The organism is Vibrio sp. THAF190c, from assembly GCF_009363355.1.
In the GTDB taxonomy this organism is placed as follows: Bacteria; Pseudomonadota; Gammaproteobacteria; order Enterobacterales; family Vibrionaceae; genus Vibrio; species Vibrio fortis_A.
In genome coordinates this window covers 2,701,142-2,719,045 of sequence record NZ_CP045338.1, presented here as the reverse complement: position 1 = coordinate 2,719,045, position 17,904 = coordinate 2,701,142, and the positions used below count along the sequence as shown (strand labels likewise).

At 47.0% G+C, this 17,904-nt stretch carries 12 protein-coding genes; 2 read left to right on the top strand and 10 right to left on the bottom strand.

All coding sequences use genetic code 11. The annotated features are described in order from the left end of the window. Positions 1-63: 63 nt before the first annotated feature. Together FIV04_RS12075 and FIV04_RS12070 are read left to right on the top strand one after the other, a co-directional pair. Complete coding sequence (locus tag FIV04_RS12075) at positions 64-1,689, top strand: iron ABC transporter permease (RefSeq protein WP_152469265.1); 1,626 nt, start codon at positions 64-66, stop codon at positions 1,687-1,689. Next, positions 1,689-2,717, top strand: a complete 1,029-nt coding sequence (locus FIV04_RS12070) for an ABC transporter ATP-binding protein (RefSeq protein WP_152469264.1) — start codon at positions 1,689-1,691, stop codon at positions 2,715-2,717. The genes FIV04_RS12075 and FIV04_RS12070 overlap by 1 nt, the downstream gene beginning before the upstream one ends. Before the next feature lie 127 nt (positions 2,718-2,844). Here the strand turns inward: FIV04_RS12070 and FIV04_RS12065 are convergent, their stop codons facing one another. The 10 genes from FIV04_RS12065 to FIV04_RS12020 form a co-directional block, all read right to left on the bottom strand. Further along, positions 2,845-4,257 carry a phosphoglucomutase/phosphomannomutase family protein gene (locus FIV04_RS12065; RefSeq protein ID WP_152469263.1) on the bottom strand — a complete coding sequence of 471 codons (1,413 nt, stop codon included), beginning with the start codon at positions 4,255-4,257 and terminating at the stop codon, positions 2,845-2,847. Between the two features lie 72 nt (positions 4,258-4,329). Beyond that, a complete protein-coding gene (locus FIV04_RS12060) occupies positions 4,330-6,735 on the bottom strand; it encodes a N,N'-diacetylchitobiose phosphorylase (RefSeq protein ID WP_152469262.1) in 2,406 nt (801 codons plus the stop codon). A 104-nt stretch (positions 6,736-6,839) separates the two neighbouring features. After that, positions 6,840-8,753 (bottom strand): beta-N-acetylhexosaminidase, encoded by a 1,914-nt coding sequence (locus FIV04_RS12055; protein WP_152469261.1) that lies wholly within the window; start codon positions 8,751-8,753, stop codon positions 6,840-6,842. A gap of 21 nt (positions 8,754-8,774) precedes the next feature. Further along, positions 8,775-9,644: an N-acetylglucosamine kinase gene (locus tag FIV04_RS12050; RefSeq protein WP_152469260.1), complete on the bottom strand. Its 870-nt coding sequence runs from the start codon at positions 9,642-9,644 to the stop codon at positions 8,775-8,777. Position 9,645: 1 nt separating this feature from the next. After that, positions 9,646-11,367 carry a glycoside hydrolase family 9 protein gene (locus FIV04_RS12045; RefSeq protein WP_152469259.1) on the bottom strand — a complete coding sequence of 574 codons (1,722 nt, stop codon included), beginning with the start codon at positions 11,365-11,367 and terminating at the stop codon, positions 9,646-9,648. Positions 11,368-11,487: 120 nt separating this feature from the next. Continuing rightward, the gene (locus FIV04_RS12040) at positions 11,488-12,483 is read right to left on the bottom strand and encodes an ABC transporter ATP-binding protein (RefSeq protein WP_152469258.1); all 996 of its coding nucleotides are present in this window, start codon (positions 12,481-12,483) and stop codon (positions 11,488-11,490) included. A gap of 84 nt (positions 12,484-12,567) precedes the next feature. Continuing rightward, on the bottom strand, positions 12,568-13,551 hold the full coding sequence (locus FIV04_RS12035; RefSeq protein ID WP_150869237.1) for an ABC transporter ATP-binding protein: 984 nt from the start codon (positions 13,549-13,551) through the stop codon (positions 12,568-12,570). A gap of 2 nt (positions 13,552-13,553) precedes the next feature. Continuing rightward, positions 13,554-14,579 (bottom strand): ABC transporter permease, encoded by a 1,026-nt coding sequence (locus tag FIV04_RS12030; RefSeq protein WP_150869236.1) that lies wholly within the window; start codon positions 14,577-14,579, stop codon positions 13,554-13,556. 2 nt (positions 14,580-14,581) lie between these two features. Then, positions 14,582-15,568, bottom strand: a complete 987-nt coding sequence (locus tag FIV04_RS12025; RefSeq protein ID WP_032551522.1) for an ABC transporter permease — start codon at positions 15,566-15,568, stop codon at positions 14,582-14,584. 170 nt (positions 15,569-15,738) lie between these two features. After that, positions 15,739-17,421, bottom strand: coding sequence for an ABC transporter substrate-binding protein (locus FIV04_RS12020; RefSeq protein WP_152469257.1), 1,683 nt, complete (start codon positions 17,419-17,421; stop codon positions 15,739-15,741). Between the last annotated feature and the right edge of the window lie 483 nt (positions 17,422-17,904).

The window sequence follows — 17,904 nt, the reverse complement described above, 5'->3', positions numbered from 1 at the left end:
AAAGGATATGAGATGTATTTTCAAACGCATTTTCGAGTTATCCCTCTCCGTTGTAATTAAGCGATGAAACAAAAGAATTATATATGGAACACCAGCAGTGGAGTGATTGCTTTGCTGCTGGTTTTTCCGATCTTAGCGATATTCACAACCGCTGTTGGTGAAACGGATGAGCTCTTCTCTCATCTTATGTCTACGGTGATGCCTACCTACGCCTACAACACAGTGGTTTTAGTGTTCGGCACTATGTGTTTGTCGTTGATTTTTGGTATTCCCTCTGCGTGGATCATGGCAATGTGCCGTATCCCTGGCGAGCGGGTCCTTCAATGGGCGCTCGTGCTTCCTTTAGCGATGCCGGGTTACATCGTAGGTTATATCTTTACCGATTGGTTTGATTTCGCGGGGCCAGTACAGATTCTGCTGCGTGATATCACAGGGTGGGGGCCGGGTGAATATTGGTTCCCAGATATCCGAACCCTAAGCGGTGCAATCATTGTACTTTCTCTGGTTCTATATCCTTATGTGTACCTACTATGCCGTGCTGCATTTATGGAGCAGAATGTTTCTTTGTTGCAATCTGCACGACTCCTAAAGTGTTCTCCATGGGAAAGTTTCCGTCGTATTTCTTTACCTTTGGTTCGCCCCTCGATGGCAGTTGGTCTATCTCTTGTTGCAATGGAAACCGTAGGTGACTTCGGTACAGTAAGCTACTTTGCGGTTAATACGCTAACTACTGCGGTTTACGATACTTGGCTTGGTTACTCTAGCCTCACGGCTGCCGCCAAGATCTCAGCTATCATGTTGGTTATCGTGATCTTGTTACTGAGTTCAGAGCGCTACAGCCGCCGCAAGCAGAAGCTATTTCAAAACCAATTCAATAGCCGAGAAGATTTCCGTTATCAGCTGAAAGGTTGGAAAAAGTGGTTAGCACTTTTCTGGTGTTGGGGACTAGTTTGTATCGCTTTCTTATTCCCGCTCGGTCAACTGCTTATCTACGCGTACAAGTACTTCGCTCAAAGCTGGACTGCTGAGTTTAGAGAGTACGCGATGAACAGTTTAAATGTCTCTGTTCTTGCCGCTGTGATTGGTGTGCTGGTAGCACTGATTGTTAACTTCAACCAACGAGTGAATCCGGGCAAGCGTAACCTTGCTTACATGCGTCTCTCTTCTATGGGCTACGCGGTACCAGGAACGGTATTAGCCATCGGTGTAATGGTTCCGGTTCTGTTTATGGATCACTTGGTGAATGATATTGCCAAAGCGATGGAGTGGGGCCGTCCGGGACTTATATTCTCTGGCTCAATGTTCGCACTGATTTTTGCCATGGTGGTGCGTTTTTCAGCCGTCGCAATCGGCAGTATCGAAAGTAGCCTGAGTAAGGTTTCCCCATCATTGGATATGGCGTCGAAAACCATGGGCTGCAACACCAACCAGATGTTGCGTCGAGTACACCTTCCTTTAATTAAGCGTGGCGCCTTAATCGCTGGTTTGCTGGTGTTTATTGAATCAATGAAAGAGCTGAATGCAGCGCTGTTACTGCGCCCATTCAACTTTGAAACGCTTGCGACCTATGTTTATAACTACGCCTCGGATGAGCACCTTGAGCTAGCCGCAATGCCAGCGGTGTTACTGGTTCTGGTGGGATTGATTCCGCTTATCATCGTTAACCGTTCTTTGGAGCAAAAAAACTAATGAGTTGTGCATTATCAATTAAAGATCTGACTTGTAAGTATGAGTCTCAGACGGTTCTAGAGTCCCTCTCTTTAGAGGTTGAGCACGGTGAGATTGTCTGTCTGCTTGGTGCCAGTGGTTGTGGCAAAACAACCTTGCTAAAGGCAATTGCTGGTCTACTTCCGTTGAGCAGTGGCGTAATGAACCTCAATTGCCAAACCATTGATGATGGTAAGAATTGGCTACCGCCAGAGCAACGCAACATCGGTATGATCTTTCAAGATTATGCGCTCTTCCCACATCTAACGGTAAACCAAAACGTGGCTTTTGGTTTGCGTGGATTATCAGAGCAAGAGAAGTCAGATAAAGTGCGTGAGATGCTTGAGTTAGTACACCTTGGTGAATATGGCGATCGTTACCCGCACCAACTCTCTGGTGGTCAACAACAACGTGTCGCAATTGCACGTTCTTTAGCTTATAAGCCAGATCTGCTGCTACTTGATGAACCATTTTCAAATATCGATACTCAGGTGCGACATGAGCTGATTTCTCAGATCAGAAAGATCTTCAAGAAGCAGGGGGTTACCGCGATCTTTGTAACGCACAGTCGTGAAGAGGCTTTTGCTTTTGCTGACAAAATGGCGGTGATGAACAACGGTGTGATCGAACAGTACGGTTCTGCTTCGGAGTTGTATTTCCACCCTTCGAGCAAGTTTGTTGCTGACTTCTTAGGTGGTGGTAGCTACCTGAATGCTCAGCGTATCTCTGAACATGAATTTGAAACCAGCTTAGGTGTGGTTGAGGCAAAATCTCAAACGGAAATCGAGTTGGGTAATGATTGTGAGTTGTTGTTGAGACCTCAGCATATCTTGGCTAGCTATGAGCAAGACAGTGCTATCTCTGTATTGGAGCAGCAGTTTATGGGAGACCATTGTCGTTATGTGATTGAAGCGCATGGTCAGAAACTGCTGGCGACTTCTTCTGAAGCATTGGAAGTCGGCATGCCCGTGACAGTAAAAGTCGATACCAAGGGCGTTCTTGCTTTCTAAGCTATTCGTTTAACAAATAGTCTCGTGTGAATAAAAAAGCCCAGTATCAAACTGACTAAGTAGGATACTGGGCAAGCGTTCTTCACCTATAGGGTTAAATCTAGGTATAAAACCCTTCCTCAAAGAGTTACAAAGATAGGAAGGCTTTCATGTTTTGAAGAACACGTTCAGCAGTGTCTTTATCTTCCATTTCTGCAAATATACGCAGCAACGGTTCGGTTCCTGAGAAGCGAGCAATCACCCAACCACCATTCTTGAAGTAGACTTTCGCTCCATCTTCATAGCTGACTTTCTCAATCTCATATTCAAATTCAGGCAGCTGCTTCTCGACGTATATCTTGGTGTAAAGCGCCTCTTTCTGAGAAGGTTTGAACGTGCAATCACCCTCGGCTGTGTATGCATAACCGTACTTTGAGTAGATCTCATCCAGCAGTTCTGAGAGTTTCTTGCCCGTTACACTGATCATCTCAACCAGCAAGCTTGAAGCGAATACGCCATCTTTACCCTTGATGTGTCCGCGAATGGTCAAGCCGCCTGAGCTTTCGCCACCAATCAGTGAGTCATCCGCTTCCATTTGTGAACTAATGTGCTTAAAGCCTACTGGAACCTCAAAGCTCTTTTCACCATGGTCAGCGGCGACTTTATCGAGTAGGTGAGTGGTTGCGATGTTACGTACTACCGAGCCTTTCCAGCCCTTGTATTCCAGCAAGTAGTAGTAAAGTAGAAGCAGCACTTCATTCGGGTGAATGAAGTTACCTTTCTCATCGATAATACCTAAACGGTCGGCATCGCCGTCGGTACCAATACCGATGTCATAACCTTCAGCCGCAACCAAGTGCTTCAAGCGATAGAGCGTAGCCGCACTTGGTGATGGCATTAAGCCGCCAAAGTCTGGGTTTTTGCCGTCGTTGATCACGTCCACATCACAACGGCCGTTGATAAGAACAGTTTGAAGCGCATTTTTAGCTACACCAAACATAGGATCAATCAGCACACGAAGGTTGGCTTTCTTGATCGCATCGATATCGATGAAGTTGATGATCGAATCAACAAAGCTGTTCATCGGGTTGATGATTTCGATCTCTTTGTCATTTAATGCCTGTTCGAAATCGACGCGCACAACGTCTTCGCTAGTTAGCGTAGCAATCTGCTGTTCGATCTTTTCGGTGATGATCTCATCAGCATCGCGGCCACCCTCGATGAATACCTTAATGCCGTTGTAATCTGCCGGGTTGTGAGAGGCAGTGATACATGCCGAGTAGGTACAGCCCATTTCTTTCGCTTGGAACATCACGATCGGTGTCGGAACAAACTTGTCGATGAAGCTGACTTTGATGTTGTTGGCAGCAAGTACTTCAGCAAACCAGCAGGCTGCTTTATCGGATAAGAAGCGACGATCGTAGCCAATGACAAAGCCATTTTGTGCCGCATCTTCATCATTGATGATGTTCGCCAGTGCTTGAGCGACCAAGCGGACGTTATCGCGAGTGAACTCTTCGCCAATGAATGCGCGCCAGCCACCCGTACCAAATTTAATCATGAGAAAATCCTTTTTATCTCTTTACCTCAGCCCGACAAGGCTGAGGCAAGAGCTGTTGGTTAAGTTGCGTGACTAGCCAAGAACAACGATCACTTGGTTGACGCTGCCTTCTGCTTGAACTGGAATAGCGCCTTTTACTGGCTCACCGTTGATAGTGATAGAGGCTACCCCTTTGCTCACTGCGTTCGGGTTTTGCACCGTGATGTTGTAAGTTGCTCCGCGCCATTGACGAGTTACTTCGAACTTTGGCCAATCTGTTGGGATACAAGGATCAACCGTTAACCCTTCAAAGCCGGTACGAACACCAAGAATGAAGTTGGTAACCGCAAAGTATGCCCAACCAGAGGTACCGGTTAACCAAGGGTGGTTAGCACGGCCATGGTCTTGGTGGTCTTTACCCATGATGAACTGCACGTATGAGTACGGTTCTGCGTAGCGTGTTTCAATCATGTCGTTCTGGTTGTACGGGTTAAGAGCGTCGTAGAATTTCATTGCACGGTCACCGCGACCAAGCTTCGCTTCTGCTACCCAAGCCCATGGGTTCGGGTGAGAGAAGATTGCACCATTCTCTTTTACGCCTTGGTAAACACGAGTGACGAAGCCGATGTCATCGTTTGGTGTTGCAAATGATGGAGAATTTAGATGTAGGCCGTATTCAGAGAATAGGTTCTCATCGACTGCATCCATCGCTTTTTCACCACGCTCTTGAGAAACTGCGCCAGATAGAACTGCCAGTGTGTTTGACTCTAGGTGTACACGACCTTCAGCTTGTTGTGCAGTACCGATCTTGTCGCCATCTTTTGTTAGACCACGGATGTACCAGCCACCTTCGTCATCCCAAAGGTGTGTTTCACACGCTTCACGAACGTTCGCTGCCATTTCAGTGTATTTCTCAACGTCAGCGTCATTGTTGCGGAATTTAGCAAGGTCTAGGAATTCTTGTAGTGCCCAGAAGTGAAGGAATGAAACCATTGACGACTCACCACCACCAAGGTTTAAGCAGTCGTTCCAGTCAGCACGTAGACCTTTACAGATACCTGTTTGACCAACGTATTCTGCAGAGAAGTTCAGTGCTGCTTTCATGTGTTCGTAAACAGTCGCTTCACCGCCGTCTGCGTAAGGAATCACTTCATCAAAGAACTCATGTTCGCCGGTTTCCATCACGTACTTGATGATGGTTGGAACGATCCATAAGTGATCATCAGAACACGTGTCTTCGATACCGTGGATCTTATCGTCGTCTGATGGAGTCGGAACTACTGTTGGTGATTTCGAAGGTTTAACATCCGCTTTTTCTGGATCAAACCAGTCAGGATCGAATAGGTGTAGACCGTAGCCCGCTTTAACTTGGCCGCGTAGTAGGTCGACGATACGTTTACGAGTCATTGCTGGGTTAGCGTGAGGTACAGAGATAGCGTCCTGCGCGGTATCACGGTAGCCAAGGCCAGTACGGCCGCCCACTTCAATGAATGATGCAAAGCGCGACCACACCACACAAGTCTCTGCTTGGTATAGTGTCCAGGTGTTGATCATTGTGTCTAAGCCTTCGTTTGGAGACTTAACCTGGAATTTGTTGCAACGCTCGTTCCAGTGATCTTTGATTCCTTGGAACGCAGCATCTACGTTTGCAGTGTCTTGGTACTTCTCACGTAGGCGCTCACCGTTGCCTTTGCCGATACCTAGTACGTAAGCAAAGCGAACTTCTTCACCCGGTTGAATTGTGAATTGCTTATGCAGAGAACCACAATGGTTGTAACAGGTTTGCGCGCTGTTCGAACATTTACCATTTTCAACCGCAATCGGGTTAGCTTCATCGCGGTACATGCCAAGGAAAGTGTCGCGTTGACCGTCATAGCTGTCTGGTGAGAAGGTTGATGCTAAGTAGTAGAAGCCTTCAAAGTCGTTAGTGTTGTAGTACAGATCGTATTCCAACACACCTTCTTGGTAAGACGTGCCCGCAGAGTACAGAGACATCTGGTGGTTTTGGTTGTCTGATTGGATGTGGCTGAACGAGAACTCTACAAATGAGAATGTGCTGATAGTACGTGGTTTATCAGTGTTGTTCTTTAGTACAACGTCCCAAACTTCTGCATCTTCGCCCTTAGGTACGAATAGCGTCTTGGTTGCGGTAATGCCGCTGTATTCACATTTGAACTTTGAGTATGACAGGCCGTGACGAACTTCGTAGTTTGCTTCATCTAGGCTCTTTGCCACTGGCTGCCACGAGATAGACCAGTAATCACCAGTCTCATCATCACGCAGGTAAACATAGTGTCCCGGACGATCAAAAGTGCCGTTAGGACGGAATTTAGTAACACGGTTATATTCTGGTGAGTTGTAGAACGAGTAACCGCCAGCGTTGTGTGATATGACCGTACAGAACTTCTCGGTACCTAGGTAGTTAGTCCAAGGTGCCGGTACGTCTGGGCGAGTGATGACGTATTCGCGATTCTCGTTGTCGAAATAGCCGTATTTCATTGTTATTTCCTTTTTAACAAACTGCACTCCGGCAGTTAATCTTACAAATATTGATTCAGAGCCTCGTGGCTATGTATCCGAAATTAATGGGTTTTCTAGTGTTCTTACCAAGGTGAGCGGTACTGAATATCTAACCGTTCAAGCAGTGGTAAGTGACCTTTTAGGCGGGATAGGTAATCCAGCCAGTTACGATTGTTCTTGTGGGTCCAGCATCCTTCCGCTAGTGCGCTGATCCGAGGGAATACCATGTAATCCATACGCTGTTGGTGGGTAACAATTTCACACCAAAGCGCACACTGAATTCCGCGAATTCGTTTTCGAATCGGGTCAGTGTCAGAGATCTCCGCGAGTGGCTCATAGTTGTAGGCTTGTTCCAGTGGAATCACTGAAGCCCAGTCGACACCAGGTTCTTCTGGTGCAAAATCTTGTGTCATGTCGAGGTAAGTGAATTGAGCCGGTTGCAGCACCACGTCAAAGCCTTGTCTAGCACAATTGACGGCGGCTTCTTCACTTAGCCACGAGTAGATGATGGTCTCTTTGCTGACCTTGTCGCCGTGTTGTGCTTCTTCCCAACCGACCATTTTTTTACCAAGCTGTTTGAGCTTGTTTTCGGCATAGCGGAATAGGTGACCTTGCAGCTCTTTAATGTCTTGATAACCGTGTTCTTTCATTACGGCTTGAGCTGCAGGACTGTTTGTCCAAACGCCATGTGGCACTTCATCGGCGCCCATGTGGATAAGCTTGCTTGGAAAGAGATCAGCGACTTCTTCGATAACGATATCTAGGAACTGATAGGTGCCTTTAAGCCCTGGGTTGAGTACGTTATCGGTATAGTGCTGAATACTCTTGTATGCGGTTGTATCTTCCTGCTCAACCAACATCTCTGGTAGAGATTTGATTGCTGCTCGGCAGTGGCCTGGAATATCAATTTCTGGAATCACTGTAATGCCGCGCTTTTCGGCGTAGGCGATCACTTCGCGGATCTCTTGTTGGGTGTAATAGCCACCATAGCGCTGAGCCAGATGTGTGTATTGAGGCTCCAGTGCTTCATTAAGACCACGCCATGCGCCAATGTCGGTCAGTTGAGGCAGCTGTTTTATCTCTATGCGCCAACCTTCATCGTCAGTGAGGTGCCAGTGGAAAACATTAAACTTGTACAGGGCGAGTTGGTTGATTAAACGCTTTACATCCTCTAGCGAGTGAAAGTGGCGCGCACAGTCAAGCATCATCCCGCGGTATTTAAATCTTGGCTTGTCGACGATTTTGCAGCATGGAACCGAGAAAGACTCCACACCTTGCTGCTCAATCAGTTGAAGCAGGGTTGCGGCTGCATAGATAAAGCCACTTTGACTACCGGCTTCTGCTGTTATGGCTTCCGCTGTCACTGTGAGCTTATATTCAGCATCATCGAGTGTTGGGTTGGTTCTAAAGGTGATGGCACCCACCTCTTGCTCAGGCAGTGATAGCTCGAAATGGGTGCGCAATTCTTCTTTCAGCCACTCTTCACCATCGCTTGCCAGTGCAGAGGTGATAGCGAGCGCCGTACTTGGAGTTAGGGGGAAGGCTCCGCTTTGTGTTGTGACTGAGTTTGGTTGTGGGATCAGCGCCAATGGTGCGGCATCAACCTGAGGAACTTCAGTGCGTTCGCGGTAGGGAGAGGCCAGAACGATTGGGGAAATATCTACCGGTAAGATTTGCGTTTCATCATCAGTGAGAGTTTGGATAAACGCATCGTTTAAACCGTCTGAAAGGAAACGGAATGGGGCACTTTGGATACTGAATTCAAAATAGTAGTGATTATTGGCCTTAAGCTCGCTGTCATTAGGTGTATACGTACAGTAGCTACCTACCTGAGTTAGAGTGCCTTGCGATAAGCTTTCTGGGAGAATAAAGCGATCAAAGGCAAAATGCAGCGACCATGTTTTGATGTCGGCATCACTTAAATTATGTACGGTAAGACCAAAGCGGCAGTTTTGCTTTTGTTCTGAGAGAACAGCTAAGTCAATGCGGTAATTCATATCACTTCCCTGTTAAGTCTATTAGTACAAGTTATGTTCGGGCTTGCCAGCAAACATCAGCGCACCTTCGATGGCGTCGAATTGAGGCTGTACAACCCATTGCTGAACAACGGGAGAGAGCCAAGGCAGAATACGTTCAGCGATACTACCCATTAGGCACACTTGATTGGCTCCTTTTCGGTGGAGGGCATTGATAAACATTTCGATGTCAGCTGCCGTTTGTTTGAGCATCTCAATAGCGAGCTCATCACCTTCGTTGGCGAGTTGAAAAATAACCGGGGAAAACTGACCGTAGTCCTTTGGAATGGCGGTCTTTGACCATTCAACAATATTGTCTACGTCATTATCGAAGTGGTTCATGACGTGTTGGCAGAGTGATGTTTTTGGGCGAATACCGTCTTCTGCAAGCAGTACTTGCTGGATAAGTCTGAGCCCCATCACGGCACCACCGCCTTGGTCTGAAATTGGGAACTCACGACCACCAACGACGTGTTGCTCCCCATCTTTGAGCAAAATGCCACACGAACCAGTACCACCAATCATGATCGCGCCGTCTTGCCCGTTGTGCGCCCCAACACAAGCACCATAGGCATCGGTATTCAGGGTGATTGATGCAAAAGGGTGATCGATTGTCATGAAGTTCAACCAAGCCGATTTTTGTTCAGCACCAGCAAGTGCTAACCCAACATGCATCTTCGAAAAATCAGATTCTGTTAAACCGCCTTGTAGAGCCGCATCGCGAATTGCAGCAACGATGGACGCCATCGCAATATCAGTACCAAGAAGAATATTGGCGCTACCGCTTTTGGCTTCTCCAATAAATTGGCCTTCAGTGTCACGGATTCGAGCTCGGCAAGAGGTGCCGCCGCCATCAATACCTACGTAGTACATGTTATTGCTCCCCTTGATTAACGGTGAAGTTAAACTGGGCCGCTGTTGCTAACAGGTACCACGCGCCATGAGGGATCCATTGCTCTCCCCAGCGCCAGTTTTGAAGCATGTCGTCTTTTTGTGCTGGTGGATTAAAGGCGATATCTTCTTCGTCTGCAAAACCCGCAGTAATGCCATTGCAAATACCGCCCTTGGCATTGAAAAAACCAAGCTGTGGTAGGTAGTCTGGGTTGTTGTGGCCATGACCATCTAGCATGCACATGTGGTAAGGGTTGAGACCTAAAATCCAGTCTAAACAGTTTTGAGACAGGGTAATCAGGCGAGCTTTGAGCACTTCGTCTCGAATATAAGGTTGAGCGAGCAAAGCCATAGTTGCTAAAGAGCCTAGGCGCGCATTCTCACCTTGCCACCAATAGCCCGTCTCGTTGTTGTGAGCAACGAAGAAGGCGTCTCGTTTATCACCGTCGACTGGTTTTACATATTGTCGAGGGTAACCAAATGGGTTCGCGACTCTGTCGGTAACGGTAATTTCAAATTGGCAGGCTTGCTCGACCACGAGACGTGTAGTTTCATGATGCTGCATATCCGGTTCTATAGCTAAGTATTCACATAGAGCAATCACGGGCAGGCCAGCTTCCGCTGCATGGAAATAAGGGCGCGAACCGTCGGAATTAGCTGACCAGAAGTGAGCAAAGGTTTGATCTGACTGTTGGCGTTGAGTAAGGCGGTTAGTCCAGATTCTCGCTTCAGCAAGGTATTTAGAGTTTTTAGTTACGCGATAGAGTTCGCTTGCCGCCAACAGTGCACAATACTCATCGATGATGTTCTCTTCACCATCGTTGAGGTAGAGAAGGTTGTACTCTTTTAGGTGCCAGTAGCCTTTTTCAGCTGTCTCTAAATAGGTTTGATTAGAGTACTCTCCAGAAACTTCTAGAGCAGAAGCGCTGGCTAGTGCAGCTATAGCAACTCCTGCGCCTTGACGGAAACCAGCTTGAAAATCGTCAGATTTGATACCTTCCTGCGTCGCGTAGGCACAGATATCACGTTGGTTGATATCTTTGCTCCACTTGTCAAATACAGTCATGTAGAAGTAGCCGGCTGCATCTTGCATACGCACTAAGAAGTCTGCACCAAATAGAGCCTCTTCAGTAAGGCGAGTTTGAGTGAACTTCTGGAACGCTTCATGAGCCTGAGCTAAACGCAGCCCTTTGAGCATGTTCCAAACTACCATCGGAATCTGTTGTGGATTTAGGTAGCTTCCATAAGAGAGATGACTGAAGTACTTACTGACGTCACCCGATGCATCGTACCAACCACCGTGCACATCAACATAACGCTCAGTGCCCAGCAATTGAGCTTGTTTATCCTTCTTGTCGAAAATGCCGCCACAGCGCTGTGATTTGAAGTAATGCAGAACGTCAGAGAAAGTTCTCTGCATCAGTAGGTGTTCACCAATCTCGAAAATTTCCGAACGCAGATTCTCGAAGCGCAGGTAGTAACGCCCCGGTTTGGTCACTTCACTGAAATCAATCGTGAAGTAGTTTCCTGTGTGCCAGTTTGCAACTTGGCCGTGCTTAACCACATCAAAACTATCAACGGTGACATGATTATCAGCACACACCAACAATACGGAGGTAGAGGAAAGACGAGCCTTGCGAGTTTGCAGTATCGCTTGCTTTGGCGCGTTGGCTTCATAGCCGATGTGATTGGTGAGTAACAGCATCAAATGTCTCCGACAGTCCTAATTTCTATTGGCTAGGTACTAAATCTTTGGTTAAAAATGGTCGACGTTAAATGACCAGAGTGAAATGGTTAGGGGCAGCACTGCCCCCAACCCCAATGATTAACTCTCGTGCAGGTAACAGCGTACGAAGTGGTTTGCACCCAACTGAGTTACGCCCGGTAGTTGCTCTTTACACTTATCGGTTGCGTGCGTGCAGCGACCAGCAAAAGGGCAGCCCGCAGACTCAGGAGTCCACAGTGGAATTTCCCCTTTGTTGCCAGCCAATTTTTCATGGATTGATTTCTTTGGATCCGGAACTGCTGACACCAAAAGCTGGGTATATGGGTGTTGTGGGTTGGCGATGACCTCATCGGTATCTCCCCATTCCACCATGTGTCCGACATACATCACTGAAAGGTCTTCCGCGATGTAGCGAGCTGTCGCGATATCGTGGGTGATGTAAAGTAGCGACATCTCTTTTTCGAACTTCATCTCTTCCATCAGGTTGAGAACACCTGCACGGATTGATACGTCGAGCATTGAGGTTGGCTCGTCAGCAAGAACTACCTCGGCACCTACTGCGATATTACGCGCCAGATTGACACGCTGACGCTGGCCGCCAGACAGTTGGTGCGGGTACTTCTGAGCCGTCTCTTTTGGTGGGATCAAACCAACTTGCTCAAGAAGATCGTATACGCGTTCTTCTTGCTCACGCTTATTACGCGGGTCCACTTTTTTGTGAATCAGCAGTGGACGTAAAATATGGTGGAAGATGTTGTGAGTTGGATTGAGTGAACCAAACGGGTCTTGCCATACCATTTGTACGCCTTCACGATAGGTCATCAAATCGCGCTTAGACGCGATAGTTTGGATATCGCGACCTTTGTATTCGATAACGCCATCAGTTGGCGCGTACATCTTGGCGATCATCTTCGCTGTGGTTGATTTACCTGAGCCTGACTCACCAACAACGGCGAGGCCACGGCTTTTATACATCTTGAATGACACGTCGTTGATCGCACGCATCATTGGAGTTTGAATTGTGGTACTGCTTATTGGGAAGTCTTTGACGACGTTCTTACCTTCTACCAATAGTTGACCGTAATTTTTGCTCATAATTGTCTCCAGAATCCTTTATCGCTTTTTGCTTGCATGGCGGTTTATCCGCCTTGTTGTATTGATGCTCTAAGAGCAGGCAAGCTAGAGCTTGGTATGTACTATTGGCTCACCATAAAGGTGGCAGTTTGAAAGATGCCCTGGCTCAATTGAGCGCAGCTTGGTTGGCACTTTCGTACAAGTTTCATGTACACGGTCACAACGAGCTTGGAAGCGACAACCTTCTGGTATTTCTAATAAGTTCAGAGGGTTACCAGGGATGCCTGCCAATTTCGTTTTTGGACCCGTCAAAGGAGGGAAGGAACTACCCAGTCCCTTGGTGTACGGGTGATAAGGGTTTTCTAGAATATCTTGTGAGTTCGCCACCTCGATCAGTTCGCCTGAGTACATGATGCCGATACGGTCGGAGAACTCGACCATCAGCGACAAGTCATGGGTAATGAACAAGATAGAGAAACCGAACTCTTCTTTTAGCGCGTGGATCTTCTGTAGGATCTCACGCTGTACCACCACATCGAGAGCCGTTGTTGGTTCATCCATGATGATCAACTTCGGATTCAGAGCTAATGCGATAGCAATCACCAAGCGCTGACGCATACCGCCAGAGAATTGGTGCGGGTAATCGCTAAGACGGCTAGGGTGGATATCAACGATTTCCAATAGGCCTTCAGCACGTTGTTTTGCTTGTTCACGAGTCATGTTGGTGTGACGCATAATCACGTCACAGAACTGCTCTTCCATTGGTAAGACAGGGTTCAACGCGTTCATCGCACTCTGGAATACCATCGACATCTCGCTCCAGCGGAATGCCTGCATACGATCGTCACTGTAATCTAAGATGTTTTCACCGTTGAAGATAACCTCACCACCAGTGATAAACGCTGGCGGCTTATGAAGGCGCATCAGTGAGAACGCAACGGTTGATTTACCACAACCAGATTCTCCAGCTAGACCGAAGACTTCTCCGGGTGCAATGTCAAAGCTCACGTTGTTACAGGCGCGGACATCGCCCGCGTCTGTGATGTAATCTACGCAAAGGTTGCGGATAGAAATGAGTGGTGCTGTCATGATTATTTATCTCCGCTCCAAAGTGCATTTTGTGGTGGTAGTTCAGGCTCACGCTCTTGCTTGTCTTGCGCAGCAAGTTTTTTCCAGCGCTTCATACCTTTGTGCGAACGCAGTTGTGGGTTAGCAATCTCATCAACAGCAAAGTTCAGCAGTGCTAGGCCAGTTACAAGTAGCGTTAGCGCGATACATGGAGCTAGCAGTTCCCACCAAGCGCCAATCAGCATCGAAGAAGAGGCTTGTACGTTGTAAAGCATGATGCCCCAGCTCACGGTGTTCGGGTCGCCAAGACCAAGGAACGACAGTGTCGCTTCCATCATGATTGCGTACATCACAGAGCCGATGAAGCTCGCGCCAACGATTGAGATAAGGTTTGGCAGAATCTCAACGAAGATGATGCGGAAAGAAGACTCACCCAATACCTCAGCAGCTTTCACAAACTCTTTTTCACGCAGAGCCAGTGTTTGTGAGCGGATAACCCTCGCGCCCCAAGCCCAGGACATAAAGCCGATAACTAAGGTGATGGTTAATGGGCCCGCCTCACCAATGAATGCTGCGACTACAAAGAGCAATGGGTATTGTGGAATAACCAGCATGATGTTCATCGCTGCGGTAAGAATGTCGTCAACACGACCGCCGAAGTAACCTGCCGATACACCGATTACAGTAGCAAGTAGACATACCGTGATACCTGCACCGAAGCCTACTGCTAGTGATACGCGAGCACCGTGTACTACTTGAGACCAAACATCACGCCCCATACGAGTTGTGCCCAGTACGTGGTCTGCTTTTTTAGACATGATCAGCGTACGACGGTCATCTGCTAGGTTTGTTGCTACCCAGCCATCAGGGTTAGATTGAGCCGATTTCACTACGAAGCTTGGGTACTCGTGCGGGTTACCCGTACGTTTGTCTGGTGCGTGCTTTGCAATTAATGGTGCAAACAGCGCTGCGAAGATGAAGACGCCAAGAATGATTACACCAGTCAGTGCCATCGGGTTGCGCCAAATGAGTTTTAGAAAGTCTTTCATGATTATTTACCACCCTTACGTAGACGAGGGTCAAGAACAACGTAAAGCATGTCAGCGACAAGGTTAAAGAACAGCATGAACAGCGTCATGATAAGCAGCTGACCTTGAAGAACTTGGTAGTCACGCGCGTTAATCGCATTGAATAGAACCGTACCAAGACCCGGGTAGTTGAAGATGATTTCGATGATGAGCTGACCACCGATTGCCATACCTAATGACATTGAAAGTGCGGTTACACTTGGTAGTAGTGCGTTACGTGCCGCGTAGTTGAATACCACTCGGTTTTCACTTAGGCCCTTACCTTTAGCCATAGTGATGTAATCTTCTGCAAGAAGGTTGATCATGTTGTTACGCATGTTGACTAGGAAGCCACCAATTTGAACCACAGAAGCACAAAATAGAGGGAGAACAGCGTGATAAGCTGCGTCTTTAATGAATTCCCAGCTTGTCCAATCTGGCACTGTACCCGCGGTATATGCGTAGCCAGTCGGGAACCACTTAAGGCCGATTGCAAAGGTGAACAGTGCAATCATTGCGATAACCACTTGAGGTACCGCTTGTAGAATCAGCATACCTGGGGTCACGAATGCATCGTATTTACTGCCACGTTTCCAAGCTGCGAAGATGCCTAAGATAGAACCTAGCGAGAACGATAGAACAACCGCAGTCCCTGCTAGGAATAGAGACCAACCGAATGCGCCGCCGAGTAGCGAGTTTACAGACAGTGGGTAGAATTGGATTGAAGTACCTAGCTCCCAGCTAAGGATGTTCTTCATGTAAGCAATGTATTGTACTAATAGACCGCCATCGACAAAGCCAAGTAGTTCCTTCATTGCTGCGATACGCTCAGGGGTTACCTGAACAGAAGCGTTAGCGAACATCATGGTCACCGGGTCGCCCGGCATTGCTCGCGGAATTGCAAAGTTTAACGTCGCAGCAACTAATAGCGCGACAAAATAAAATGACAAACGTCTTAAAAAATAACCCATAACTCACACCTTACTCACCCAGATTGTTTCCCTGTTTCTGGATTCAGGTCGCTCCTAGCGAAAATTTGGAACGAGAAATCCCCTGACGACGAGCGCCATACTTTCAATTGAGAGTGTGGGGATTTTTATAAGCGGCGTAAGGGATTACGCCGCAAGGATTGAACGACTGCTTATTGAACTGGTTTTAGGTCCAGTACGTGAAGTAGACGCTCTGGAATACCAGCCCAGATGTTTGGACGACCTTTTGGATTCTCTTCGTTCCACCAACCAGTGAAGCGAGTTGTGTTGTATTGGTACATGTATGCACCAGACATTACAGGAATCGTTACTTGGTCTGCGGCGATGATCTTCTGGATACCGTGAGCGATGTCTAGCTGCTCGTTCTTATCAGCTGTTTTGTAGAAGCTGTTTAGAAGACCGTCTAGCTTGTCGTTCTTGTAGAAGTGCATCGCGAAACGAGGCATACCTTCACCAGATTGCAGTGAAGAGTTGTACGCGCTGTTCCAGTAAGTGTATGGATCCGCACCGTGGAAGTAGTTTGTGTAAGCTACGTCGTACGTACCTTCAAGCATTGCTTGGTTGTACACAGAGAAATCTGGTGTACGAGCTTTTGCTTTGATGCCAACTTCGTTTAGTTGCTCAACTGCAAGTTGTACTGTGTTGTTGAAGTCAGTCCAACCGTTTGGTGATTGAATCAATAGCTCGAAAGATTTGCCTGATGGTGTATCAACAAAGCCGTCTTTGTTTACGTCTTTGAAGCCAGCGTCAGCAAGAAGCTTCTTCGCGCCTTCAGCGTTGTAAGTGTTGAAGCCTTTGTATTTGTTGTGAGTCTTTTCATCAGACCAAGCTTCGAATGCATAGCCAAGACCAGATGCGAAGTCATTCACTGTACCGCCACCGTAGAACGCGATATCGATGATAGTTTGACGGTCAAGAGCCATAGAGAATGCACGACGGAATTCAACGTTGTTTAGCGCTTCGTTCTTCGCAGCATCTGGGTGCTTGAAGTTCACAACAAATGCTTGCGTGCCTGCTGGCGGGTACCAGTAGTGGTGCTTAGGACTTGCTGCTGCGTAAGTACGGTCGATGTCTGGTACGAAAGAAGATGTCCAGTCCATTTCACCGTTAACCACTTTACCTAGGAATTGGTCGTTGTTTGCGATTTGTGGAACACGCAGACAGTCTACGTCTAGGTTGTCAGCATCCCAGTAGTTCGGGTTTTCACACTGAATGTAAAGTTGAGCTGTGAAAGTATCGATCTCAGTAAATGGACCAGAACCTACAGGGTTCTCATTGGTGAAAGTTGCTGGATCTTTGATGTCTTTCCAGATGTGCTTAGGTACTACAGGTACTTTAGCAATCTCATAAGGTACGTTTGAGTTTGCTTCTGTTAGGCGGAACTTAACTTGGTAATCGTTAAGTTTCTCTACTGAAGTTACCCAAGAGTTGATACCAGATTGGTCAAGCTCTGGCTTCTCTTTTACAAGGTTGAAAGAAAAAACAACATCATCTGCTGAGAAGGTTTCACCATCAGACCATTTAACACCCTTACGGATGTCGAACGTTACGCTCATTAGGTCGTCAGCCATTTTGAAGTTTTCAGCTAGACGGAATACAGGTGTGTTACCGTGCATTTCGTTGAAAACAACAAGTGGCTCGTATAAGAAGTCAGTCGTTGTATGTAAGTTAGTAGCACCTAGGTACGGGTTAAAGTTACGTACAAACGTTGTGTACTCTTTCGGGTGGATAGTCAGTTCGCTGCGTTCTGCAGCTGTTGCTACCGATGCAAAACCTGTCGTAGCAGTCGCAATAATTGCTGTTGCTAGTGCTGTTTTTTTTATATTGGCAAGCATAGCTGTTCCTTACTATTTGCTTTCATTTCACTAATGGATTGAATGTCATCTTTTGCTATTCGTAGATACACACTCTGTTCAAGGTCTACCTCTTTGTCATTGTTCCAAGAATCATCGCTGCTTCTATGAAGTGTTAAGAGTGGCCTGTAGACCTTTGGCACGAGTAAGAAAACACCTTATTCATGAATTAATCAAACTCGTTTCCCGTTAAAAACGTTAAAACTACAAAACGACACGTCATTAACGTCAAAAAATGCACTTTTGATTGATAAATGTACAATCGATGCTTGGGTGATATGAGTCGCAGTTAATAGCGCATAGATAATCGTTGTTAGTGGTTACTTACCTTTTGGGCTTTTAAATTTGGTTATTTTTTGCCTTTTCTCATATTTGTAGATCTCCATCACTTCGACAAATGACGTTAAATTTCCACAAAAAATTAAATCTGCCGTTCTGTTGTGACTCGCTTCTCAAAGTCCAACA

Bases quoted from the DNA above. Each gene is read 5' to 3' on its own strand.
- FIV04_RS12020 (WP_152469257.1), bottom strand. From the start codon at position 17,421: ATGCTTGCCAATATAAAAAAAACAGCACTAGCAACAGCAATTATTGCG.
- FIV04_RS12055 (WP_152469261.1), bottom strand. From the start codon at position 8,753: ATGAATTACCGCATTGACTTAGCTGTTCTCTCAGAACAAAAGCAAAAC.
- FIV04_RS12030 (WP_150869236.1), bottom strand. From the start codon at position 14,579: ATGAAAGACTTTCTAAAACTCATTTGGCGCAACCCGATGGCACTGACT.
- FIV04_RS12025 (WP_032551522.1), bottom strand. From the start codon at position 15,568: ATGGGTTATTTTTTAAGACGTTTGTCATTTTATTTTGTCGCGCTATTA.
- FIV04_RS12060 (WP_152469262.1), bottom strand. From the start codon at position 6,735: ATGAAATACGGCTATTTCGACAACGAGAATCGCGAATACGTCATCACT.
- FIV04_RS12075 (WP_152469265.1), top strand. From the start codon at position 64: ATGAAACAAAAGAATTATATATGGAACACCAGCAGTGGAGTGATTGCT.
- FIV04_RS12040 (WP_152469258.1), bottom strand. From the start codon at position 12,483: ATGAGCAAAAATTACGGTCAACTATTGGTAGAAGGTAAGAACGTCGTC.
- FIV04_RS12045 (WP_152469259.1), bottom strand. From the start codon at position 11,367: ATGCTGTTACTCACCAATCACATCGGCTATGAAGCCAACGCGCCAAAG.
- FIV04_RS12035 (WP_150869237.1), bottom strand. From the start codon at position 13,551: ATGACAGCACCACTCATTTCTATCCGCAACCTTTGCGTAGATTACATC.
- FIV04_RS12050 (WP_152469260.1), bottom strand. From the start codon at position 9,644: ATGTACTACGTAGGTATTGATGGCGGCGGCACCTCTTGCCGAGCTCGA.
- FIV04_RS12070 (WP_152469264.1), top strand. From the start codon at position 1,689: ATGAGTTGTGCATTATCAATTAAAGATCTGACTTGTAAGTATGAGTCT.
- FIV04_RS12065 (WP_152469263.1), bottom strand. From the start codon at position 4,257: ATGATTAAATTTGGTACGGGTGGCTGGCGCGCATTCATTGGCGAAGAG.